Here is a 20999-nt window from a genome sequence, read left to right as displayed (position 1 = left end):
GCGCGGCGGCAGGGGCGAGGTGTCTGTGAGGTGCGGGTGGGTGGGGCGGGCGGTGGAGCTGCGTTAAATCTATAGATCTCAATACATGAATCTGCTTCGGCAAGGAAGCTAGTCACAACTGATTACAACGCGGTTACACCATCTCGATGGACAAGGTGCAGTTCTTCCGTCGGGAGCGCACCCTGACCGGTCGGCTTACGTGGGGACACATCGACGTTCATCAGAATTTCCACCACTGTGCCGCACGGGTGCAAGCCCGTTGCGACGGGTAGCGATTCGGGAAGCGCTTCCCGCCATCCGTGGGCAAGCGTCCCTGGCTGAGTTACGGTTGCGTAGGTTACGGTGACGTAGCCGTAGCTTCTTGATCTAGCTCCCCCGAGCTTTCCCCCGTGTGAGGTGCCATGACTTCCGTGCTCGTCGAGCCCGCACCCCAGGCCGGCCCCAAGCCGCTGACCGAGGGCCCGCAGCAGCGCGGAGTGCTCATCGCGCTGTACGCGTTCGTGATCGTGCCGTTCCTGGCGGTCTTCGCCGCGGTGCCGGTCGCCTGGGGTGGATGGCTCTCGTGGACGGACGTCGCCATCGGGTCGGTCTTCTACCTCGTGTCCGGTCTGGGCATCACGGTCGGATTCCACCGGTACTTCACGCACGGCTCCTTCAAGGCGAAGCGCTGGCTGCGCGTCGTGCTGGCGCTGGCTGGCTCGCTGGCCATCGAGGGCAACGTCATCCAGTGGGTGGCCGACCACCGCCGCCACCACGCCTTCAGCGACCTGGAGGGCGACCCGCACTCGCCGTGGCGCTTCGGCACCGGCTACTGGGCGCTGACCCGCGGCCTCTGGCACGCCCACCTGGGCTGGATGTTCAGCCGCGAGCTGTCCAACCGGGCCCGCTTCGCCCCCGACCTGCTGGCCGACCGCGACATCCGCCGCGTCGACCAGGCGTTCCTGCCGATCGTGATCTTCTCGACCCTGGGCCCCGCGCTGATCGGCGGCCTCGTGACCTGGTCGTGGCAGGGCGCGCTGTCCGCGTTCTTCTGGGCCGGCATCGTGCGCATCGGCCTGCTGCACCACATCACCTGGTCGATCAACTCCGTCTGCCACGTGTACGGCGAGCGCCCGTTCGAGATGCGCGCCGGTGACCGGGCGTCCAACGTCTGGGCGCTGGCCTTGTTCTCCTTTGGAGAGAGCTGGCACAACCTGCACCACGCCGACCCGACCTGCGCCCGGCACGGTGTGCTCCGCGGCCAGATCGACATCTCCGCCCGGCTCATCTGGATCCTGGAGAAGTTCGGCGCCGTGCACGACGTCAAGTGGCCGCGCCCGGAGCGGCTCGCGGCCAAGATGGTGAAGGCCCAGTCATAGTTACCGCCGCGACGGGCCGTTCGGAGCCGTGAATGTCGGCCCCGACTGGCAGGATGTCCGGGTGACCGATCAGGACGACACCAGCAGCACCGAGCCGCGCGGTCGCCGTGCCCGCGCTGCCCGCACGGCGACCGGCAATCCCCCGGCCTCCAGGGTCCGCATGTCCGCCGCGCAGCGTCGCGAGCAGCTCATCACGATCGGCCGCCAGCTGTTCGCCGAGCGCGGCTTCGACGCCACCAGCGTCGAGGAGGTCGCCGCCCGGGCGAAGGTGTCCAAGCCGGTCGTCTACGAGCACTTCGGCGGCAAGGAAGGTCTCTACGCCGTGGTGGTCGACCGGGAGGTGCGCTCCCTGCTGGACCGCATCGCCCGTGCGCTGACCGCCGGACACCCGCGGGAGCTGCTGGAACAGGCGGCCCTGGCGTTACTGGACTACATCGAGGAGGAGCCGCACGGCTTCCGGGTGCTGGTCCGCGAGTCACCCGTGCTGTCGCCCGGCGGCAACTTCTCCAGCGTCATGAACGACGTGGCGCACCAGGTCGAGCACATCCTCGGCGCCGAGTTCAAGCGGCTCGGCTTCGACCCGAAATTCGCCGAGCTGTACTCCCAGGCCCTGGTGGGCATGGTGGCGCTGGTCGGGCAGTGGTGGCGCGAGGCCCGCAAGCCGAAGAAGGACATGGTGGCCGCCCACCTGGTCAACCTCGCCTGGAACGGGCTGTCCCACCTGGAGGCTAAGCCGGCCCTGCGCACCCGCAAGCCCCGCTGACGCCGCATCCGAAAGCCCGCGCTGACGCACGACGCCGCGCCCGGAAACCGGGCGCGGCGCGGACGTTCTCCGCGCCCCGGCGCGGACAGCGCCGGATGCGGCCTCAGGCCGCGGCGCCCTCGCGGACCTGGCGCGGGGCACCAGCCAGCTTCGCCGGGGCGACCTTCGTGTACTGGCCCGACATGATCAGGCAGAGCGCGACGAACCAGTTCACGACAATGGTCGCGATGTCGAAGTCCAGGACGTTCACGTCGGTACGCAGCACCGCCAGCGAGTAGGCGCCGACCACGATGAGCCCCCAGCCCACGAACGTGTAGGCGGCGGCGTCGCGGTTGTTGCCCAGGGCGGTCGCGCCGAGCACGATCACGCCGAGCACCAGCGACACGATCGACCAGAACAGGTTGGTGTCCTGGCCCAGCACCTTGTCGGCGGAGGTGCCGAACAGGCCCTCGTCGGCCGTGACGATGAACCCGACCACGCCGAACACGACCAGGTAGACGCCCATCAGGGCGCCGATGGCGCGGTAGACAGGCCGCAGCGGGTGGTTGACCGGGGTGTGCGCCATGGTGTCCGTTCTCCAGCTCGGGTGTCGTTCCCGCCGATTCTCGCGTATCGCCCGACGGCGCGCAGGGGCACCCCCGGATCAGTGATCCGGGACCTGCTCGGCCAGCTCCAGCCAGGCTTCCTCCACCTGCGCCCGTTCCGACTGCGCGGCGCGCAGCTGGGCGTCCAGCTCCACGATCTTGTCGTAGTCGGCGCCGTGCACCGCGAGGCTCTCGTTGATCGTGAGGATGCGCTGCTCCAGCTTGCCGAGCTGGCGCTCCAGCCGGGTCAGCTCCTTGCGGGCGGCCCGCAGTTCCCCGGCCGACATCCCCGACTCCGGGGCAGGGGCAGCCGACGCCACCGCCGGCGCGGCATCCGGGACGGCCGCACCCCGCGCCGCGGCCCGCACCAGGTACTCCTCGACGCCGCCGGGCAGATGCACGAGCCGCCCGTCGCCGAGCATCCCGTACGCGGTGTCGGTGACGCGTTCGACCAGGTAGCGGTCGTGGCTGGCGACGATCATCGTGCCCGGCCAGGAGTCCAGCAGGTCCTCCAGCGACGCCAGGGTGTCGGTGTCCAGGTCGTTGGTGGGCTCGTCGAGCAGCAGCACGTTCGGCTCCGTGGCCAGCAGCCGCAGCAGCTGCAGGCGGCGGCGTTCACCACCGGACAGGTCGCCGACCGGGGTCCAGATCCGCTTGTCGGTGAAGCCGAAGACCTCGGCGAGCTGGGCGGCCGACATCTCGCGGTCGCCCAGGCGGACCCGCTTGGCGACCTCCTCGACCGCCTCCAGCAGCCGCAGATCCCCGGGCAATTCGGTCAGCTCCTGCGACAGGAACGCGGGCCGCACCGTCGCGCCGGTGACCAGCCGCCCGCCGTCCGTGGTCCGTACCCCGGCCAGCAGGCGCAGCAGGGTGGTCTTGCCCGCCCCGTTGGCGCCCAGGATCGCGATCCGGTCCCCCGGGCCCACCTGCCAGGTCAGGTCCCTCAGGATCGTCTTCTCGCCGGCCCGCAGGGCGACGTTCTCCAGGTCGTACACCTGTTTGCCCAGCCGGGACACCGCCAGCCGCTGCAGGCTGACCGTGTCGCGCACCGGCGGCACGTCCGCGATCAGCGCGTTCGCGGCGTCGATGCGGAACTGCGGCTTCGACGTACGCGCCGGTGGGCCCCGGCGCAGCCAGGCGATCTCCTTGCGGAGCAGGTTCTGCCGGCGCGCCTCGACCGCCGCCGCGACCCGCTGCCGCTCCGCGCGGGCCAGCGTCCACGCCGCGAAGCCACCCTCGTACGTGTGCACCCGCTCGTCGACGACCTCCCAGGTCGCGGTGCACACCGCGTCCAGGAACCAGCGGTCGTGGGTGACCACCACCAGTGCGCCGCGCCGGGACAGCAGATGCCGGGCCAGCCAGTCGACGCCCGCCACGTCGAGATGGTTCGTGGGCTCGTCCAGGATCAGCAGGTCGGCCTCGCGGACCAGCAGCGCGGCCAGCGCGACCCGGCGCCGCTCCCCGCCGGACATCGGCCCGACCGGGGTGTCCAACCCCAGGTAGCCCATGCCGAGCCCGTCGAGGATCGCCCGGACCCCGGCGTCGCCCGCCCACTCGTGCTCCGCGCCCATCCCCTGCGCCAGCCAGGCCGTGCCCAGCACGACGTCGCGGACGGTGGCCTCGGCGGCCAGGTTCAGGGTCTGGGGCAGCGCGGCGACCCGCAGGTCCCGGCGGTGGGTGACCCGGCCCGAGTCCGGCTCCTCGACCTTGGCCAGCATGCGCAGCAGGGTCGACTTGCCCGCGCCGTTGAGGCCGACGATGCCGACGCGGGCGTCGTCGTCCAGCCCGAGGGAGACGTCGGTGAGCAGTTGACCGGCGGCGCCGTACCCCTTGCCGACCCGGTCCAGATTGACGATGTTGGCCACGATCCGACTAGATTACCCGCGCCCCCGGCATCGGCCCGCGCGCGGTGACCGCCTCGCGGCACACCCCGGCGTCGGCCAGCGCGGCCGCCACGGTCTGGGCGTGCGCGCCGTCGGCCGTGAGGAAGACGCAGGTCGGCCCGGAGCCGGAGACGATGCCCGCGAGCGCGCCCGCCTCGGCGCCGGTCTTGAGCACGTCGGCCAGGTGGGGGCGCAGCGCGAGCGCGGCGGCCTGCAGGTCGTTGGCGAGTGCGGCGCCCAGCACCGCCGGGTCACGCTGGCGCAGCGCCGCCATGAGCCCGTCCGCCGGGCCCAGCGGCAGGGGCGCCGAACCGCCCTCGCGCAGCCGGTCCAGCTCGCGGTAGACCTCCGGGGTGGCCAGGCCGCCGTCCGCGATCGCCACCACCCAGTGCCAGGTCGTGGGCCGGGCCAGGATCGGGCTGACCGCCTCACCGTGACCGGTGCCCAGCGCGGTGCCGCCGTGCAGCAGGAACGGCACGTCCGAGCCGAGCGTCGCGCCGATGTCGCCCAGCTCGTCGCGGGACAGCCCGGTGCCCCAGAGCAGGTCACAGGCCAGCAGCGCGGCCGCCGCGTCGGCGCTGCCCCCGGCCAGGCCACCGGCCAGCGGGATCGACTTGCGCAGGTGCAGCCGGGCGTGCGCGGGCACGCGGGCCTGGGTCGCCAGGGCGCGGGCTGCCCGGATGATCAGGTTGCTCTCGTCGAGGGCCAGCTCACCGGCGCCCTCGCCCTCCATGGTCAGGGTGAGGGTGTCACCGGGGCGGGCGGTCAGCTCGTCGAACAGGCTGATCGCGTGGTAGACGGTGTTCAGCTCGTGGTAGCCGTCCGGGCGCAGCGGACCCACGCCGAGATGAAGGTTGATCTTCGCAGGGACCCGGACCCGGACCGGGCCCGCCGAGCGGCGCGGCTTGTCGTCGTCCGGCCCCCACGCCTCGGTCACGGAGTGATGTCCCGGATCGGCAGCCGGATCTCGAACGGCTCGGTCAGCACCAGCTCGGTCTCCGAGTCGGCGACCAGCTCATACCGCCCGTCCCGCAGGTCGTACGCGTAGACGTGCAGCGGGTTCTGTTCGATCCGCCAGTAGTGCGCGATACCCGCCGCGGCGTACTCGGCCGGCTTCTCCAGCCGGTCCCGGCGCTTCGTGCTGGGCGACACCACCTCGGCCACGATGGCGACCTGCGAGGGCAGGAAGTAGTGCCGGTCCTCCGGAACCGGCCGGCGCAGCAGCAGCACGTCCGGCTCAAGTGTGTCGCCGATGCCGACGACGACGCCGACGGCGGTCGACGGCTCGAAGATCCCCGGGGCCTGCTGATAGAGCCACAGCCACAGCAGGTTGGCGATCTTCTGATGCCCGGCCGTGGGGGAGGGAACCACGATCATGACTCCATCACGAAGCTCGACGCGGGGGGCGTCTTCGGGCAGTTTGAGGACGTCTTCGAGGGTGTATGTGGCCAGCCGCTGCCGGACCGGGTCGGGTGACCACATGACGTGGCCGGCTGTCTCGGCGGTCATCGGTCCACCTCCTCGCGCGTCCCGCTGAGCTTACCGCCGTACCCGTGCTGGATTCCGGCAGCCGCGATCGCGGCGAACTGCCCGACGGTCAGCGACTCCCCCCGCGCCTGCGGGTTGATCCCAGCCGTGACCAGGGCCTGCTCGGCGTTGTCGGCGCCACCGGCCCAGCCGCTCAGGGCGGCCCGCAGGGTCTTGCGGCGCTGCGCGAACGCCGCGTCCACCACCGCGAACACCGCGCGCCGGTCGACGTCGGCGGGCGCGTCGCGGCGGGCGAAGGCGACCAGCCCGGAGTCCACGTTCGGGACGGGCCAGAACACCGCCGGGGGTACCCGGCCCGCCGGGCGGGCGTGCGCGTGCCAGGCCAGCTTGACCGAGGGGACGCCGTACACCTTGGAGCCGGGACCGGCGACCAGCCGGTCCGCGACCTCCTTCTGCACCATCACCAGCCCACCGCGCAGCGTGGGCAGCTCCGCCAGCAGGTGCAGCACGACCGGGACGGCCACGTTGTAGGGCAGGTTCGCCACCAGCATCGTCGGCGCCGGGTCGAGCTTGTCGGCGGTGATCCGCAGGGCATCGGCCGGGTGCACCGTCAGCCGCGCGGCGGGAGCGCGCGCGGCCACCGTGAAGGGCAGCGCCGCGGCCAGCACCGGGTCGATCTCCACCGCGTGCACGTGCGCCGCCACCGGGAGCAGGCCGAGGGTGAGCGACCCGAGCCCGGGCCCCACCTCCAGCGCCACGTCGTCGCCGGTGAGCCCCGCCGCGGCCACGATGCGCCGGACGGTGTTCGGGTCGTGCACGAAGTTCTGGCCGAGCTTCTTGGTCGGCGAGACGCCGAGGCGCGCCGCCAGCTCCCGGATCTCCGCCGGGCCGAGCAGTGCGTCCGCCATGAGGCCACAGCCTACGGCCGCCCCACCGGTGCCTGCCGCGCACCTCGCCAGGCCGGTCCACCCACCAGGCGCGCACGGGCCGGGCCGAGCGCGGGGTGGGCGCCGGTTACCGCCAGGGCCCGAACACCCGCTCGCCGGTGGCGGAGATCGCGGCGCACAGCGCGTCCAGGTCCGCGCCCGCGGCCTCGGCCAGCGCCCGTACGGTCAGCGGGATCAGGTACGACGCGTTGGGCTGCCCCCGGTACGGCATCGGCGTCAGATACGGCGCGTCCGTCTCCACCAGCATCTGCTCGGGCGGGGTGACCGCGGCCGCCGCCCGCAGGTTCCCCGCGCTGGCGAAGGTCACGACCCCCGCGAAGCTGAGCAGGTAGCCCCGGCGCACGCATGCGCCGGCGAAGTCGGCGTCGCCGGAGAAGCAGTGCATCACCACGGTGTCCGGGGCGCCCTCGTCGTCCAGCACCCGCAGCACGTCGTCGTGGGCGTCGCGGTCGTGGATGACCAGCGGTTTGCGGTACCGCTTGGCGATCGCTATGTGCGCCCGGAAACTCTCCTCCTGCGCGGCACGCCCCTCTTCGCCGGTACGGAACGTGTCCAGCCCGGTCTCGCCGATCCCCCGGACCCGGGGTTCGGCGGCCAGCGCCTCGATGGCGCGCAGCGCCTCGTCGAGATCCTCCAGAATCGGCGCCTCGTTGGGGTGCAGCGCCACCGTGGCCAGGACGGCCGGGTGGCGGGCGGCCAGTTCCGCGCCCCACCGCGAGGACGCCACGTCGACCCCGACCTGCACGAGCCGGTCCACGCCGACTTTCGCGGCGGCCGTGATGAGCGCCTCGACCGGGTCCCCGGCCCCAGATCCGGCACCGCCGGGCACCCCGGCCTCGTGCACCGTGATGTCGAGGTGGGTGTGGCTGTCGAAGACCGGAACCGCCAGCGGATCGGGCGCGGGCGGGAACTCCCCGGCGCGGCGGCGGGCACGGGCGCGGCGGGATTCGGCGGGCGAAGCGGTGCTCATCCGGCCCAGCATCACACATCCGGGTGAGAGTTCTTTCACCAGCACTGCGGCAACCGAGAATTTACCCGGAATCAATGAACATCACTTAATGTGCCGAGGGTGACCGTGACGGGTGAGCAGAGCGCAGTCAGCGTCGATCCGCTGGAGCCGCCGCTGATGGCGCCGTTGCAACGGGACCTGAACTGGGCGACGGTACAGCGGTGGAGCCAGTCCGCGGCGCACCGGGACGATCCGATTCTGAGCCGGATCCGCGCGACCGCGGCGGTACACCGCGGCACCCGTATGGTGAAGGTCCTGTCGGCCGCGCAACTCGCCGGACATCTCGGCGGCTGGCTGCCGTACGGCTTCTGTTACCGCGCCTGTGACCTCGCGCATCTGCCGGGCCCGGAGGAGCTGGCGCTGCTGCGCACCGACGGCACCATGGACACCGCGGTGACGTACGCGCTGCGCTGGCGCGCGGTCGACCCGAGCGACTACGAGATCCCGTGCGCGCCCGCCCAGCCGGGCCTGTCCACACTGCCCGCGCACGGCCGCGTCGGCGCACTGGTGCTGGGCACGGGCTTCACGCCGAGCGCCGACGACCTGATCCCGGAGTACATCACCGCCGGTTTCGCCGACCTGCCACTGCCGGCCAACGCGCAACTGCTGGCGTACCCGGCGGGCGGCGAGGAAGTGGTGCTGTACACGTACCAGCCCGAGCAGCACGGCTGGCTGCGGCTGGCCGGGCCGCGCTGGCGGCACCTGCTCGACGGCCTGCCCGGCGTGAGCCCCGACCGCGAGTACGTGCCGTGCACCGACACCCCGTCCGCCCGCCTGGTGGGCCAGGCCGGCATGGAGGAGCACGAGTACGAGGCGGTCGCCGACCCGCCGGGCGAGTTCCGGGTGCGGGCGTTGACCCGGGCCGCACGGTACCCCGTCACCACCTTGAGCCGCCGCGCCGAGCAGGCCACCTGGCGCGGCGCGGCGTGCTGGGTGCTGCAGCGCGACGACAGCTGGGCACGCCTGCGGCTGATCCGCCCGGACGCCGAGGCGCTGGTGGACACCGGCGCCCGCTGCTACGAGCGCGGCGTGTACGAGGCGTGGGCCCCGATGCGGGAGCTGGAGGGGCACCACATCGCGGACCTGCCGTACGCGATCTGAGCCCTACTCGGCACTTTCCAGGCGGGCCAGCTCCTCGTCCACAACGGACGGATCCAGCTTGCGGAACACCGGCTTGGGCGCGGCCAGCGGCGTACCCGCCACCAGCGGGACCCGCTCCCACTTGGCGCCCACCGTGTAGTCGCCCATCAGCACCGGGTAGCCCGGCCCGCCGTCGAGGTCCTCGACCTCCAGGATGGACGGCATCGGCGCGTGCACCCCGGTGCCGCCGAGCAGCTCGTGCACCTTCTGCGCGGAGTGCGGCAGGAACGGCGTCAGCAGCGTGTTGGCGTCGCGCACCACCTGCAGCGCGACGTGCAGGATCGTACCCATCCGCGGCTTGGACGCCTCGTCCTTGAGCTGCCACGGCGCCTGCTCCGACAGGTACTTGTTGGCCTCGGCCACGACCCGCATGGCCTCGCCGATCGCGGCCTTCTGCCGGTGCCGCCCGATCAGGTCACCGACCGTGGCGAAACCCGCCTCGGCCACCGCGAGCAACTCGCGGTCCGCGTCGGTCAGCTCTACCGCTTCGGGTACGGCGCCGAAATTCTTCGCCGCCATCGAGATCGACCGGTTGACCAGGTTGCCCCAGCCCGCGACCAGTTCGTCGTTGTTGCGCCGCACGAACTCGGCCCAGGTGAAGTCGGTGTCGTTGCTCTCCGGGCCGGCCGCCGCGATGAAGTACCGCAGCGCGTCCGCGTCGTAGCGCTCCAGGAAGTCCCGCACGTAGATGACCACCCGGCGCGACGAGGAGAACTTGCGGCCCTCCATCGTCAGGTACTCGCTGGAGACCACCTCGGTGGGCAGGTTCAGCTTGCCCAGCCGCCCCGGCTCCCCCGCCTTGTCGCCCGCGCCGGAGTAACCCAGCAGCAGGGCCGGCCAGATCACCGAGTGGAAGACGATGTTGTCCTTGCCCATGAAGTAGTAGGCGTTCGCGTCCTTGCCCTGCCCGTCGGCGGACCACCACTGCCGCCACGCCTCCGGGTCGCCGGTGCGCCGGGCCCACTCGATGGACGCCGACAGGTAGCCGATCACGGCGTCGAACCAGACGTAGATGCGCTTGTCGTTGCGCTCGCGCCAACCCTCCAGCGGGATCGGTACGCCCCACTCCAGGTCGCGGGTGATCGCGCGCGGCTGCAGGTCGTCGAGCAGGTTGCGGGAGAATTTGAGTACGTTGGGCCGCCAGCCCTCCCGGGCGTCGAGCCAGGTGGCCAGCGCCTCGGCGAAGGCGGGCAGGTCGAGGAAGAAGTGCTCCGTCTCGACGAATTCAGGGGTCTCCCCGTTGATCCGCGACCGGGGGTTGATCAGCTGCTCGGGGTCGAGCTGGTTGCCGCAGTTGTCGCACTGGTCGCCGCGGGCGCTCTCGTACCCGCAGATCGGGCAGGTGCCCTCGATGTAGCGGTCGGGCAGGGTCCGGCCGGTGGACGGGGAGATCGCGCCGAGCGTGGTCTTGCGGACGATGTACCCGTTGTCCAGCAGCCCGCTGAACAGCTCCTGCACCACGGCGTAGTGGTTGCCGGTGGTGGTCCGGGTGAACAGGTCGTACGACAGCCCGAGGCCGTGCAGGTCCTCGACGATCACCCGGTTGTACCGGTCGGCCAGCTCGCGCGGGGTGACACCCTCGGCGTCGGCCTGGACCTGGATCGGGGTGCCGTGCTCGTCGGTGCCCGAGACCATGAGCACATCGTGACCGGCCATCCGCATGTACCGGCTGAACACGTCGGAGGGCACCCCGAAGCCGGAGACATGACCGATATGACGCGGGCCGTTGGCGTACGGCCAGGCGACCGCGGCGAGAACGTGGCTCATGGTGCTCCAGCGTAGTGACCGCCGCACACGCCGCGCGAACGGATAGCAGGGGTCTGATTTGTCCCGACACGCCCCATCAGGAGCGTGCTAGCCACCGTGCCGCGTAGTCCAATGGTGCGGTGACTGCAGACGCGCCGCAGCCAGGGGAAACACCGCGCAGTGAGGGCGAGGCGGCCCCAGACGACGCTGCGCGGCGGCATACCGGGGCCGACCGCGAGCCCGGCCGGACCTCCGGCGCCGCCACGACCGCGGCCCCGCCTCGCCCCCCGCTCTGGCCTCCGCCGCCCCGGCATGCGGCCCCGGAAACGCCTCCGGCCGAAGCCGTCACCCCCGCGCCGTCGGCAGCCCCGGCCCCACCCACTCGCACATCCCGGGCCACGCCCACGCCGCCCACCGGCGCGCATACCGATCCGTCCGCTGGCCCGCGCACCGGCTCGCCCGTCGGCCCGTCCACTGGCTCGACCGGTGCATCGCCCGCTGGCCCGACCGGTGAATCGCTTGCCGGCCGCCCTGCTGGCCCGACCGCTGGATCGCCCACGGGCCCAACTGCAGACCCGACCGCTGACCCGACGGCAGCAGGCCCGACCGCTGGCCCGACGGCAGCAGGCCCGACCGCTGGCCCGACGGCAGCAGGCCCGACCGCTGGCCCGACGCCCGCAGGCCCGACCGCTGACCCGACGCCCGCTGGCCCGACTGCTGGCCCGAGCGGGCGACCGCCCGCTGGTCCGGCGGCCCCTGCGGCGGCCCATGGGGCGGGGCCTGGAGGGCCGCTGCCGCCGTCGGCCCAGGCCACGGATACGGCCGCGTCGCCGACGATCACCCCGCCGACCCCGGCCCCCGTCCCGGTGCCGATGCCGGTGCCGAGCGCACTCGACGCGGTGACCGCTGAGTTCCCCAAGATCGGGAGTGCCAGGCCCCACGTCGCCGCGGAGCGCCAACACCAGGTGGTCGACCACGTTCGCCTCAATCCCGTCGGGTCGCCGGGGTCCCCCGAGCCCGCAGCGGGAGCCGTCGCGGGCGCGGTGGTCACCCGGGCCGCGGCCGGCTCCCCGAGGGGGACCACCGCTGGCACCAAGCGCCCATCGACCACCGATACCGCGGCGCCCGCGGCCGACGGGGCCGACATACCCGACGTCATGCTCCTGCCGGAGCCGGCGGCAGCCCGGACCACGCCGAACGCACCCGGCCAGCCACGCGCGGCAGCCTCACCCACCGCACAGGCCGCGCCCCCGCAGGTCGCCCCGCCACCGGCCGGAGTGGCAGCGCACCGCCCGGCGCCACTGCAGCCGGCACCCACCGGGCCACCGAACGCCAGGCAGCCCACCGAGCAGGCCGCCAGCCTGAACGACCAGGCCGCTGGCCAGGCGGACGACCAGGCCGCCGACCAGGCGAACGACCAGGCCGCTGGCCAGGTGCACAGGCAGGCAGGCAGGCACGGCGATGGGCAGGCCGCTCAGCACGCCGCCGTGCAGGGCGATCGACCGGTCGCCCGGCCTGTCCCCGTGCAAGGCGATCGACCGGCCACGGAGCCTGTCCCCATGCAGGGCGATCGACTAGCCACCCAGCAGGCAGGCACGCACGAGGATGGGCCGGAGGGCCGGGCGGCCGCGCTGTTGGAGACGTCGACCTTCTGGCTGTCCGACGAGGAGCGGGCCCGGCGAGCGGCCACGGCGGAGCCCGAGCGGCCGTCCCCGATCGGGGTGCCACCACGGCACCGGATGCGCGCACCGCGCCGCCCACGGTCCGGCCTGCCCGCGCTCGTGGCCCTCGGCCTGGTCGCGGCGTTCTTCGCCTGGGTCAGCGCCGAGCCGTTCTGGCTGGCAGTCGGGCACGACGTGAACGGCCGCGCGACGGTGACCCGGTGCACCGGTGACGGGATCGGCCAGCGCTGCTTCGGGCAGTTCGCGTCGGGCGACGGCTTCTCGCGGGTGGACCGGGTGACCCTGCTCGGCGTCACCGGCGAGCAGCGCGCTCCCGGTGCGGTCTCCCCCGCGCGGATGGTCAATCTGGACGGCGGACAGGCGTACGTCGGCGAGACCGGCGTGCTGGTGCAGCTGCGCTGGACACTCGGCTTCGTGCTGGTGCTGCTGTGCGGCGTGGGCATCGCCGGCCTGACCGGGGCGCGTCGGCTGGAGAAGCCCCGCGCCCGGCTCGGCGCGCTCCTCCTCAGCATCGCCTGCCCGCTGGCGCTGCTGCTCGGCTTCCTGGCCGCCGCCTACTGATCCACCGACACCATGGCGGACATCCAGTCCGCGAACCGCCCGGTACGAGTCGGCACGGTGGCCCAGCGAACCGCCGGGCTGTCAGTTGGCGTGGATCAGGGCGTACACCTCGCGTTTGCGCAGGCCGTACTCGTGGGCGACGGCCGCGATGGCATCGCGGCGCGACGTGCCCGCGGCCTCCCGCTCGGCAACCGCCGCGCGCAGGTCCGCGTCCGCGGGCCGCGCGGGCGGGGTCGCGCTCGCCCCCGCCACCACGACGGTGATCTCGCCACGGGGTTCCGCCTCGGCCGCCCACGCGGCCAGCTCGCCGAGCCCGCCCCGGCGGACCTGCTCGTACGTCTTGGTCAGCTCCCGGCAGACCGCGGCGGGCCGCTCCGGCCCGAACGTGGCGGCGAGGTCGGCCAGCGCCCCGGTGATCCGGTGCGGAGCCTCGAAGAACACCAGGGTACGCGGCTCGGCGGCCAGCTCCCGCAACCGCGACCGCCGCCCGGCGGGGGTACGCGGCAGGAAGCCCTCGAAGACGAACCGGTCGCTGGGCAGGCCGGACAGCGCCAACGCCGTGGTGACCGCGCTGGGTCCGGGCGCGGCGGTGACCGGGAACCCGGCGTCCAGGGCCGCGCGGACGAGCCGGTAGCCGGGGTCGGAGACGCTGGGCATGCCGCCGTCGGTCACCACCGCGACGACCGCTCCGGAGCGCAACGCCTCGACCAGTTCGGGGGTACGCCGCTCCTCGTTGCCCTCGAAGTACGAGACCACCCGCCCGGCGACGCCGATCCCGAGGTCGCGGGCCAGCCGGGCCAGACGGCGGGTGTCCTCGGCCGCGACCACGTCCGCGGTCGCCAGGGTCTCCCGCAGCCGGGTGGACGCGTCGCCGATGTTGCCCAGGGGCGCGCCGACGAGCACGACGCGGCCGGTGTCTTCCTCCGTCACTCCGAAAGTGCACCACACGTCCGACGCGCCGCCTCCGGGCACCGTCGCGTGGGCGGGCAGCCTACGATCGCGGGGTGACTGCGGCGCCGACTGCTGAAACCGACATCGCGACCCCGGACGTGCCCGAGGCCGAGCCGGGCAGCGCCCGGCGGGTGCCCGAGACCGTACGGCGGCGGCTGGCGACGCTGGAGGACTGGCTCAACCCGTACTCGTGGGTGGTCACCGTGGTGATCGTGGCGGTGGCCGCGATCCTGCGGCTGTGGAACGTGAGCAAGCCCAAGGGCTACATCTTCGACGAGGTGTACTACCCGACCGACGCGTGGGACATGCTCCAGCACGGCGTCGAGTGGGACGAGAAGACCAACGGGCCCGCGTACGTGGTGCATCCGCCGCTGGGCAAGTGGCTGATCGCGCTGGGCGAGAAGGTGTTCGGGAACACGGAGCTGGGCTGGCGGGTGCCGGCGGCGATCGCCGGCACGCTGATGATCCTGATCCTGATCCGGGTGGCGTACCGGTTGTTCCACTCGATCGTGCTGGCGGGCACGGCCGGGCTGCTGATGACGCTGGACGGCTTCCAGCTGGTGCTGTCGCGCACCTCGCTGCTGGACATCTTCCTCGGCCTGTTCGTGCTGGCCTCGTTCGCGGCGATGGTGCTGGACCGGGACGCGTACCGGCGGCGGTGGCTGCAGGCCCTGGAGAGCGGATGGGATCCCGCGACGGCGCGGCGGCTGCCGCGGTCGGTGCCGTGGTGGCTGCTGGTCGCGGGGGTGCTGTTCGGACTGGCCTGCGGGGTGAAGTGGAGCGCGTTGTTCTTCGCGCCGTTCTTCGCGATGCTCGTGGTGGTGTGGCGGTTCGGCGCGCGGCGCTCGGCGGGGGTGCGCCGCTGGGGGCTGCCGCTGCTCGGCGACCTGGGCTGGCTGATCCTGAGCTTCGTCCTGACGGTGATCTTCTACCTGGCGACGTGGACGGGCTGGTTCGTCACGAACACCGGCTACTTCCGGCACTACCGGCAGGCGAATGGGTTGAGCGAGCCGCCGGTGCTGGGCGCGCTGCTCAACCTCATGCACTATCACCTTGAGGCGTACAGCTTTCACAGCGGTTTGACAGACAAGCACGTGTACCAGTCGTGGCCGTGGCAGTGGCTGCTGCTGGGCCGGCCGGTGGCGTTCTACTGGAACGGCGACGCGAAGTGCGGGGCGCCGAGCTGCGCCGCCGAGATCCTGCTGCTGGGCACGCCGATCCTGTGGTGGTCGTTCCTGCCGGCCCTGGGTGCGCTGGTGTGGTTCGGCATCGCGCGCCGGGACTGGCGGGCGTTCGCGATCGGCACCGGCGTGGTGGCGGGGATGCTGCCCTGGTTCTACTACGCGGTGGCCGACGGCCGGACGATGTTCGCCTTCTACGTGCTGCCCGCGCTGCCGTTCCTCATCCTGGCGGTCGTCTACACGCTCGGCGCGATCATGACGCCGCCGAGCGGGATGGCGACGGGCGCGGCCCGTACGGACCGGCAGCTCGTGGGAACGATCATGGCCGGCGTGTACGTGCTGCTCGTGGCGCTCTGCTTCGCCTACTTCCACCCGATCTTCGTGGGTCAGTCCATTCCGTATGACTCGTGGTCGGCGCGGATGTGGCTGGGAAGTCGCTGGATCTGAGGGTCCACTGTCGGCGGCGCGCCCGTCCGGGAATCGGGCCCGGCTGCGGGTCGATGACTGCCGGGCGGCCCGAGGGCGTCGAACGAGTGGGCCGGCCCGCGTGGGCCGCCGGCAGGAATAGAGCTGGCAGAAATAGAGACGCGCCCCGATCGCCTGCCACGGGGGAAGCGGGCGATAGGGGCGCGCACGGAGAAGCTTAACGAGACTCCGTGACGGGCACAACGGGCGCCGCGCCCGCGTTGCGGAATCGTCACCTGGGGACCTTCCCCGCGTCACGCGACGGCGTCCCGGTGGGCCCTCACGGCCATCGCGCCTCAGGCCACGAAGAGATCGGCCTCCTGCCGGGCGAACGGGAACACGACGTGCAGGGATGTGCCGTCGCCGGGCCGGTCGGAGAGCGCCACCGTGGCGTGGTGCGCGTCCAGGATCCGCTTCGCGACCGCCAGGCCGTGGTCCGGGCCGGGCAGGTCTGTCGGGTTTGCGATAGCGCCGTAGAACAGGTGCGGGAACAGGTCCGGCCGCATCCCGTCGGGCAGATCCATGTCATCCATGCGTACGGTCGGGCCCGACTCCACCTCCGTGCCGACCCGGACCCGGCCGCCGGGCGGGGTGTACTTCACCGCCGCGAACAGCAGGTGGGTGAGTACCTGCTCCAGCCGGACGGGGTCGGCGACGATGGGCAGGCTGACGCCGTCGGACTGGTCGAGCATCCCGATGTGTTTGGTCGCCGCGATCGGCCGGACCGCGTCGACGGCCCGCCGGGTCAGCTGGGTCAGGTCGGCCTGCCGCATGTGCAGGCTTTCGTTCTCGGTGCCCACCTGGGCCAGCGTGGTCAGGTGCTCCAGCAGGTCGGTGAACCCGCGGACGTGGGCGGACGTGGCCCGTCCCACGAGATCGGCCAGCTCCGGATCGTGCCGCCCGGTACGCCCGAGTTCCGCCAGGTGCTCGCCCATGAGGCGCATCGGCGCCCGCAACGGCCCGCACACGAGGTTGGCGATGTCGTCCTTGCGGCGTTCCAGTTCCTGCAGCCGGGCCGTGGTGCTGGCGAGCGCTATCGCGTAGCGGCGCAGCTCCAGCTGGCCGGTGACCTGCCGGGCGAGAGCCCGGAGTGCGGCGGTCTGGTCGTCGTCGAGGCCGCGCGGCCGCATGTCGAAGACGCACAGGGCACCCACCGCGAAACCTTCGGTGGTGATCAGCGGTGCCGCCGCGAAGAAGCGGATCCCGTCGTGGTCGAGGACGGCCGGGTTGTCGGCGAAGCGCGGATCCTTCCGGGTGTCCGGCACGATCAGCAGGTCGTCACCGAGGATCGCGTGGGCGCAGAACGACAGGTCGCGGGACATGTCGGCGAGGTCCGTGCCGACCCGGGCCTTGAACCATTGGCGGTCGGTGTCGACCAGGCAGACCAGCGCCGTCGGTACGTCGCACACGGACGCGGTCAGCGCCACGATGTCGTCGAAGTCCTTCTCCGGTGCGCTGTCCAGGACACCGAGCCCATAGAGCGCGGCTAGCCGGTCCGCTTCGTTGGCGGGCAGTGGGGCTTGCATGGGTCACCTCCAGGGGCAGACCCAAGACATACCATCGGAAAGTAGCAGTATTCGCATTTCGCACCGGATTGCCGGTCCGGCCCGGGCCACTCACGCCTCGGGGTCGACGTACAGGCAGAAGGGGTGCCCGGCGGGGTCCAGGAGCACCCGTACCGTGTCCTGGGGTTGGTGGTCCGCCAGCCGCGCACCTGCCCGCAGCGCCGCCGCGACCGCCGCTTCCAGGTCGGGCACCTCGATGTCGAGGTGCATCATCATCTGCTGCCGCCCGGCCTGCGCCGGCCAGACGGGCGGCACGTAGTCGGTGGCCTGCTGGAACGCGAAATACTCCACATGCTCGCCCATGGGTGCGATGCCGACGAAGTTGCGCTCGTCCTTGACGATCTTCCAGTCCATGAGGTCGGCGTAGAAGCGCGCGAGGGCGAGCGGATCCGGCGCGTCGAGGACAACGCCCCACCAGTGCTTCGAGGTACGTCCAAGCATGTGAGCACTCTGCCCCAGTTTGCCGGAGACCGCACGCCGCGCCGCGCGTCCGGAGCGCCGCGGGTGATCGCTCCGATGTGAAGTTCCCTTGAACCCACCCCCGGTTCGCGGTGCGGCCACGCGCCCATGACATTAAAAAGTCGCATTGTATTGACGATTATAAACTGGTCAAGTTGACGATTTCCCCGGAAAAGCCTTAGCGTGTGGGCGATCCAATCAAGCGATTCGCGGGCGCGCCCTCCACAAGAAGGATGCCCCCCGATGAGCTACGCCTTCCACAAGGAGGAAATCGTGGTCCCCATTCACCACATCGGGATTCTCGCCACCAGCCTGTCCACCACGGCCGCGCTGATCGCCCCCGGCACTCCCGCCGCCGCGGCGCCGACGGCCCCGGCACCCGACAGCACGCTGGTGCTCGCCGTGCTCCCCGCCGACCACAGCGGCGTCCCTCCCCGGCTGGCCACCCTCGAGTGCGACCCGGACGGCGGCAGCCACAAAGCCCCGAGCTCTGCCTGCAACGATCTGCGCGGGGTCGACGGTGACATCGCCGAGCTCGCCGACGAGGGCGGCTTCTGCACCCGGGAGTACCAGCCGGTCACGGCCATCGCGGTCGGCACGTGGGAGGGGAATCCCGTCGCCTACCGCGAGACTTTCTCGAACCGCTGCGTCCTGCTGCACGCCACGGGCGACGTATTCGATTTCTGAACCATCCGCCCGATCAATTCACGCGCAGAAAAGGACGATGCAATGAAGCAGTTGTTCCGTGCCCTGGCCGTTGCATGTGCCATGGCTACCGCCTTGATCGCCGCCAACCCCGCCGCTGCGGCGGAGACGGCGTACACCGAATCCATCTCGGTGACCCAGTCGGGCGGGTTCACCGGTCGTACCGAATTGTTCTCGGTGGATACGACCACCCGTGACGAGCGCGCGGCCCAGGCGCTGAGCCTGGCCGCCACCCCCCAGTACCGCACGCTGGCGCCGATCTACCTGCCGTCGAACCCGTGTTGCGACCGGCACCGCTACGAGGTCGTCACCCACTACAGCGACGGCACCGACAAGACGGTCGTCACGATGGACGGCGTCCCCGGCACTCCGCCCGTCCTGCTCGAGGTCATCGACCTCGTGACGAACGTCGGCACTCCGGAGTAGGCACGGCTCCACGGTCCGCCGCGGCGGACCGGCACCTCAGCGACATCACGGCCCGCAGGCCACGCGCCTGCGGGCCGCCCGTGCTTCGTTCCGATCCGCGCGCAACCCCGGCAGCTAGATGGCGTCGGGCTGCACGAGTGCGGGGTGCCGTTCGCCGGGCTGGACGTGCCAGGCCGGGCCGTCGGCGTTTCGGGTGGTGTCGATCCGCAGCCGGGCCCAGTCGTCGAGCGGCGGCAGGTCGTCCGGCGCGAACCAGCCGACCTCCAGTGACTCGTCGCCGTCGACGCGGGGCGCGCCGCCGACCGCGCGGCACCGGAACCACACGTTCAGGTACTCGCAGATGTCGCCGTTGGGGTAGACCACCGGGTGCGTGGCGACACCGCCGACCCGCTCGATCTCCACGTGGACACCGGTTTCCTCGAACACCTCGCGAATGACGGCATCCGAGGGCTGCTCGCCCGGGTCGATGATGCCGGCGGGCAACGACCAGCGGCCGTTGTCGCTGCGCCGGGCGAGCAGAAGCTGCCCGGCGGCATCACGGACGACGGCGCTGACCCCGGGCAGCATCAGCAGGTCATGACCGACATGAGCGCGCAGCCGGGCAATGTATGGCGAGACGGGCACGGGCCCACCTTAGCCGCCGAGGATTCCGGCGCCGTCAGTTGGCGGAGACTCCCGGCCACACCTCGACCAGATCGTAGAGTTGCCGGCGATCGGCCAGCGCACGCCCGAGCGCCTCGACGCCCGGTTCCGTGACGATCCAGGCCAGCAGGCCGATGCCCGCCCCGAGCGTGACACCGGTCAGGTTGGGGTCGGCGAACGCACCGGCCGCGCTGCCACCGATCGACGCGAAGGCGGTCATCGCCTTGCGGCCCTCGGCGCGGGAGCCGACATCGGGATGCCGTTCCCGGCCCAGCCGATCACCGATCTCCTGCAGGGCCTGCACGTCCCAGCTCTGCCACCACTGCCGCAGCTCACCACGGATCTGGCTCATGAACTGCTGCCAGCGTTCGGCGGACATCCCACCGAGCAGTTCGAGGTATCCGGCCGGGAAGATGGCCGCGTGGCTCGCGCGGGCCTCCCGCTCGGCGATGCGGCGGCGCAGTCCCCGGGCACCACCATCCGCCTCGTGCAGGTAGAGCATGGCGTTCTCGCTGCGGGCGATCGTGCGGTGGTAGCAACGGTTGAAGGCGGACTTGAGCGTCATCGCGTCCGCGCGTTCATCGCCGAGGTTGCTGGCGTCCAGATGGGCGATCTCCGCGTACACGAGGCTGCGCCGCCGGATCCTCGTGTGGGGGTCCCGGGTGGCATCCGAGACGATCCGTTCGCGGATGAATCCGCCGGCCGGCGTCCGCAGCGGCAACGCGTGGAAGTCCTCGGCGGCCAGCGACTCGGCGTCGTCGCACAGCGTGCGCGCCTGGCGGCTGCGCAACGCGCCCGCGCGCTCCTGGTCGATCCAGAACTGCCAGGCCGCCGCGAGGCGGGCGCAGTCCTCCGCGGGGACGCCGGCCTGCTGCAGCAGGCTCGCTACCCCGTGGGCCACCCCGTACTGGTCGAGACGCCGTTCCACCTCGTCGTCGCCGGCCTCGGCGATCTTCGCCTGGACGAGCAGGCGGTCACGTTCCCGCAAGGGCAACGATGAGAAGAGAAATCCGCGATGGGCGATGTCGACCAAAGAGGACTCGACCGAGAAGCCGTAATTGGCCACTTCGAACGGAAGGACGGTATGGCCGCCTTCGTCGAGGACGCCAATTTCGTCCAGAATACGGTCGTTGGCCACGAGGTGCATGATCCAACCATCGAGCAGCTGCGCGTACGACTGAATGCGCCCCGGGCTGCGGATGGCGTCCCATCGCATCTGTCCGAGCACCGTGCACCGCAGCGTCGGATCGAGATCCGTGCGGACGGACGAACTCGTGATCAGCTCGCGTTGCCTGACCGAGTCGTACCAATCTGAAAACATTTGCGGAACTGGAGGCATGTGCACCTGCCGATGTCGGATAGCGCTCGAAGCCCGTTCGGCGACAACTGTACGTCGGCCCCGATGCGCTCAAGGTAACCGATCGGCATCGAGGCCGCCCGCCGC

The 20999-nt window shown here is 71.8% G+C and carries 20 protein-coding genes; 7 read left to right on the top strand and 13 right to left on the bottom strand.

The features are described 5' to 3' along the window. Window positions 1–401 precede the first annotated feature (401 nt). Together ACMCNN_RS02455 and ACMCNN_RS02450 are read left to right on the top strand one after the other, a co-directional pair. Complete coding sequence (locus ACMCNN_RS02455) at window positions 402–1358, top strand: acyl-CoA desaturase (RefSeq protein WP_412744542.1); 957 nt, start codon at window positions 402–404, stop codon at window positions 1356–1358. A gap of 160 nt (window positions 1359–1518) precedes the next feature. Continuing rightward, window positions 1519–2121, top strand: a complete 603-nt coding sequence (locus ACMCNN_RS02450) for a TetR/AcrR family transcriptional regulator (protein WP_412747026.1) — start codon at window positions 1519–1521, stop codon at window positions 2119–2121. A gap of 103 nt (window positions 2122–2224) precedes the next feature. Here the strand turns inward: ACMCNN_RS02450 and ACMCNN_RS02445 are convergent, their stop codons facing one another. The 6 genes from ACMCNN_RS02445 to ACMCNN_RS02420 all read right to left on the bottom strand — a co-directional run bounded on the left by ACMCNN_RS02445 (window position 2225) and on the right by ACMCNN_RS02420 (window position 7993). Continuing rightward, window positions 2225–2686: a DUF4383 domain-containing protein gene (locus ACMCNN_RS02445; RefSeq protein WP_412744541.1), complete on the bottom strand. Its 462-nt coding sequence runs from the start codon at window positions 2684–2686 to the stop codon at window positions 2225–2227. A gap of 78 nt (window positions 2687–2764) precedes the next feature. Continuing rightward, window positions 2765–4570 carry an ABC-F family ATP-binding cassette domain-containing protein gene (locus tag ACMCNN_RS02440; protein WP_412744540.1) on the bottom strand — a complete coding sequence of 602 codons (1806 nt, stop codon included), beginning with the start codon at window positions 4568–4570 and terminating at the stop codon, window positions 2765–2767. 7 nt (window positions 4571–4577) lie between these two features. After that, complete coding sequence (locus ACMCNN_RS02435; RefSeq protein WP_412744539.1) at window positions 4578–5525, bottom strand: 4-(cytidine 5'-diphospho)-2-C-methyl-D-erythritol kinase; 948 nt, start codon at window positions 5523–5525, stop codon at window positions 4578–4580. Next, complete coding sequence (locus tag ACMCNN_RS02430; RefSeq protein WP_412744538.1) at window positions 5522–6097, bottom strand: Uma2 family endonuclease; 576 nt, start codon at window positions 6095–6097, stop codon at window positions 5522–5524. Before ACMCNN_RS02430 ends, ACMCNN_RS02435 begins: the two co-directional genes overlap by 4 nt. Further along, window positions 6094–6984, bottom strand: a complete 891-nt coding sequence (rsmA, locus tag ACMCNN_RS02425) for a 16S rRNA (adenine(1518)-N(6)/adenine(1519)-N(6))-dimethyltransferase RsmA (RefSeq protein ID WP_412744537.1) — start codon at window positions 6982–6984, stop codon at window positions 6094–6096. The genes ACMCNN_RS02430 and rsmA overlap by 4 nt, the downstream gene beginning before the upstream one ends. A gap of 106 nt (window positions 6985–7090) precedes the next feature. Continuing rightward, a complete protein-coding gene (locus tag ACMCNN_RS02420) occupies window positions 7091–7993 on the bottom strand; it encodes a TatD family hydrolase (RefSeq protein ID WP_412744536.1) in 903 nt (300 codons plus the stop codon). Between the two features lie 99 nt (window positions 7994–8092). On the opposite strand from ACMCNN_RS02420, the gene ACMCNN_RS02415 reads away from it, so the two are divergent. Next, complete coding sequence (locus ACMCNN_RS02415) at window positions 8093–9133, top strand: hypothetical protein (protein ID WP_412744535.1); 1041 nt, start codon at window positions 8093–8095, stop codon at window positions 9131–9133. A gap of 3 nt (window positions 9134–9136) precedes the next feature. On the opposite strand, the gene metG is transcribed toward ACMCNN_RS02415, so the two are convergent. Together metG and ACMCNN_RS02405 are read right to left on the bottom strand one after the other, a co-directional pair. Beyond that, window positions 9137–10939 (bottom strand): methionine--tRNA ligase, encoded by a 1803-nt coding sequence (metG, locus tag ACMCNN_RS02410; protein WP_412744534.1) that lies wholly within the window; start codon window positions 10937–10939, stop codon window positions 9137–9139. A 1205-nt stretch (window positions 10940–12144) separates the two neighbouring features. Then, complete coding sequence (locus ACMCNN_RS02405) at window positions 12145–12447, bottom strand: hypothetical protein (protein ID WP_412744533.1); 303 nt, start codon at window positions 12445–12447, stop codon at window positions 12145–12147. A 30-nt stretch (window positions 12448–12477) separates the two neighbouring features. Between ACMCNN_RS02405 and ACMCNN_RS02400 the strand changes: the two genes are divergently transcribed. Continuing rightward, window positions 12478–13161 carry a hypothetical protein gene (locus tag ACMCNN_RS02400; protein ID WP_412744532.1) on the top strand — a complete coding sequence of 228 codons (684 nt, stop codon included), beginning with the start codon at window positions 12478–12480 and terminating at the stop codon, window positions 13159–13161. 81 nt (window positions 13162–13242) lie between these two features. Here the strand turns inward: ACMCNN_RS02400 and rsmI are convergent, their stop codons facing one another. After that, window positions 13243–14091, bottom strand: a complete 849-nt coding sequence (gene rsmI, locus ACMCNN_RS02395) for a 16S rRNA (cytidine(1402)-2'-O)-methyltransferase (RefSeq protein WP_412744531.1) — start codon at window positions 14089–14091, stop codon at window positions 13243–13245. A 74-nt stretch (window positions 14092–14165) separates the two neighbouring features. Between rsmI and ACMCNN_RS02390 the strand changes: the two genes are divergently transcribed. Further along, window positions 14166–15740, top strand: a complete 1575-nt coding sequence (locus tag ACMCNN_RS02390) for a dolichyl-phosphate-mannose--protein mannosyltransferase (protein ID WP_412744530.1) — start codon at window positions 14166–14168, stop codon at window positions 15738–15740. A gap of 314 nt (window positions 15741–16054) precedes the next feature. On the opposite strand, the gene ACMCNN_RS02385 is transcribed toward ACMCNN_RS02390, so the two are convergent. After that, complete coding sequence (locus ACMCNN_RS02385; protein WP_412744529.1) at window positions 16055–17284, bottom strand: GAF domain-containing protein; 1230 nt, start codon at window positions 17282–17284, stop codon at window positions 16055–16057. Between the two features lie 90 nt (window positions 17285–17374). Beyond that, window positions 17375–17764, bottom strand: coding sequence for a VOC family protein (locus ACMCNN_RS02380; protein WP_412744528.1), 390 nt, complete (start codon window positions 17762–17764; stop codon window positions 17375–17377). 261 nt (window positions 17765–18025) lie between these two features. Here ACMCNN_RS02380 and ACMCNN_RS02375 point away from each other — a divergent pair, with 261 nt between their 5' ends. After that, window positions 18026–18469 carry an SSI family serine proteinase inhibitor gene (locus ACMCNN_RS02375; RefSeq protein ID WP_412744527.1) on the top strand — a complete coding sequence of 148 codons (444 nt, stop codon included), beginning with the start codon at window positions 18026–18028 and terminating at the stop codon, window positions 18467–18469. An 81-nt stretch (window positions 18470–18550) separates the two neighbouring features. Next, on the top strand, window positions 18551–18913 hold the full coding sequence (locus ACMCNN_RS02370) for a hypothetical protein (protein ID WP_412744526.1): 363 nt from the start codon (window positions 18551–18553) through the stop codon (window positions 18911–18913). Between the two features lie 114 nt (window positions 18914–19027). Here ACMCNN_RS02370 and ACMCNN_RS02365 read toward each other — a convergent pair whose 3' ends face one another. Both ACMCNN_RS02365 and ACMCNN_RS02360 read right to left on the bottom strand, forming a co-directional pair. Then, entirely contained in the window at window positions 19028–19537 is a 510-nt protein-coding gene (locus ACMCNN_RS02365) for an NUDIX hydrolase (RefSeq protein WP_412744525.1), read from the bottom strand. 34 nt (window positions 19538–19571) lie between these two features. After that, window positions 19572–20894: a hypothetical protein gene (locus ACMCNN_RS02360; protein ID WP_412744524.1), complete on the bottom strand. Its 1323-nt coding sequence runs from the start codon at window positions 20892–20894 to the stop codon at window positions 19572–19574. Window positions 20895–20999 lie beyond the last annotated feature (105 nt).

The sequence above is a fragment of the Krasilnikovia sp. MM14-A1004 genome (assembly GCF_047159485.1).
GTDB lineage: Bacteria > Actinomycetota > Actinomycetes > Mycobacteriales > Micromonosporaceae > Actinoplanes.
The sequence above is the reverse complement of the archived record's forward strand: the minus strand, read 5'-3'. Positions and strand labels throughout refer to the sequence as shown.

Bases quoted from the DNA above. Each gene is read 5' to 3' on its own strand.
- ACMCNN_RS02455 (WP_412744542.1), top strand. From the start codon at position 402: ATGACTTCCGTGCTCGTCGAGCCCGCACCCCAGGCCGGCCCCAAGCCG.
- ACMCNN_RS02450 (WP_412747026.1), top strand. From the start codon at position 1,519: ATGTCCGCCGCGCAGCGTCGCGAGCAGCTCATCACGATCGGCCGCCAG.
- ACMCNN_RS02445 (WP_412744541.1), bottom strand. From the start codon at position 2,686: ATGGCGCACACCCCGGTCAACCACCCGCTGCGGCCTGTCTACCGCGCC.
- ACMCNN_RS02430 (WP_412744538.1), bottom strand. From the start codon at position 6,097: ATGACCGCCGAGACAGCCGGCCACGTCATGTGGTCACCCGACCCGGTC.
- rsmA (WP_412744537.1), bottom strand. From the start codon at position 6,984: ATGGCGGACGCACTGCTCGGCCCGGCGGAGATCCGGGAGCTGGCGGCG.
- ACMCNN_RS02420 (WP_412744536.1), bottom strand. From the start codon at position 7,993: ATGAGCACCGCTTCGCCCGCCGAATCCCGCCGCGCCCGTGCCCGCCGC.
- metG (WP_412744534.1), bottom strand. From the start codon at position 10,939: ATGAGCCACGTTCTCGCCGCGGTCGCCTGGCCGTACGCCAACGGCCCG.
- ACMCNN_RS02400 (WP_412744532.1), top strand. From the start codon at position 12,478: ATGCAGGGCGATCGACTAGCCACCCAGCAGGCAGGCACGCACGAGGAT.
- ACMCNN_RS02385 (WP_412744529.1), bottom strand. From the start codon at position 17,284: ATGCAAGCCCCACTGCCCGCCAACGAAGCGGACCGGCTAGCCGCGCTC.
- ACMCNN_RS02380 (WP_412744528.1), bottom strand. From the start codon at position 17,764: ATGCTTGGACGTACCTCGAAGCACTGGTGGGGCGTTGTCCTCGACGCG.
- ACMCNN_RS02375 (WP_412744527.1), top strand. From the start codon at position 18,026: ATGAGCTACGCCTTCCACAAGGAGGAAATCGTGGTCCCCATTCACCAC.
- ACMCNN_RS02370 (WP_412744526.1), top strand. From the start codon at position 18,551: ATGGCTACCGCCTTGATCGCCGCCAACCCCGCCGCTGCGGCGGAGACG.
- ACMCNN_RS02360 (WP_412744524.1), bottom strand. From the start codon at position 20,894: ATGCCTCCAGTTCCGCAAATGTTTTCAGATTGGTACGACTCGGTCAGG.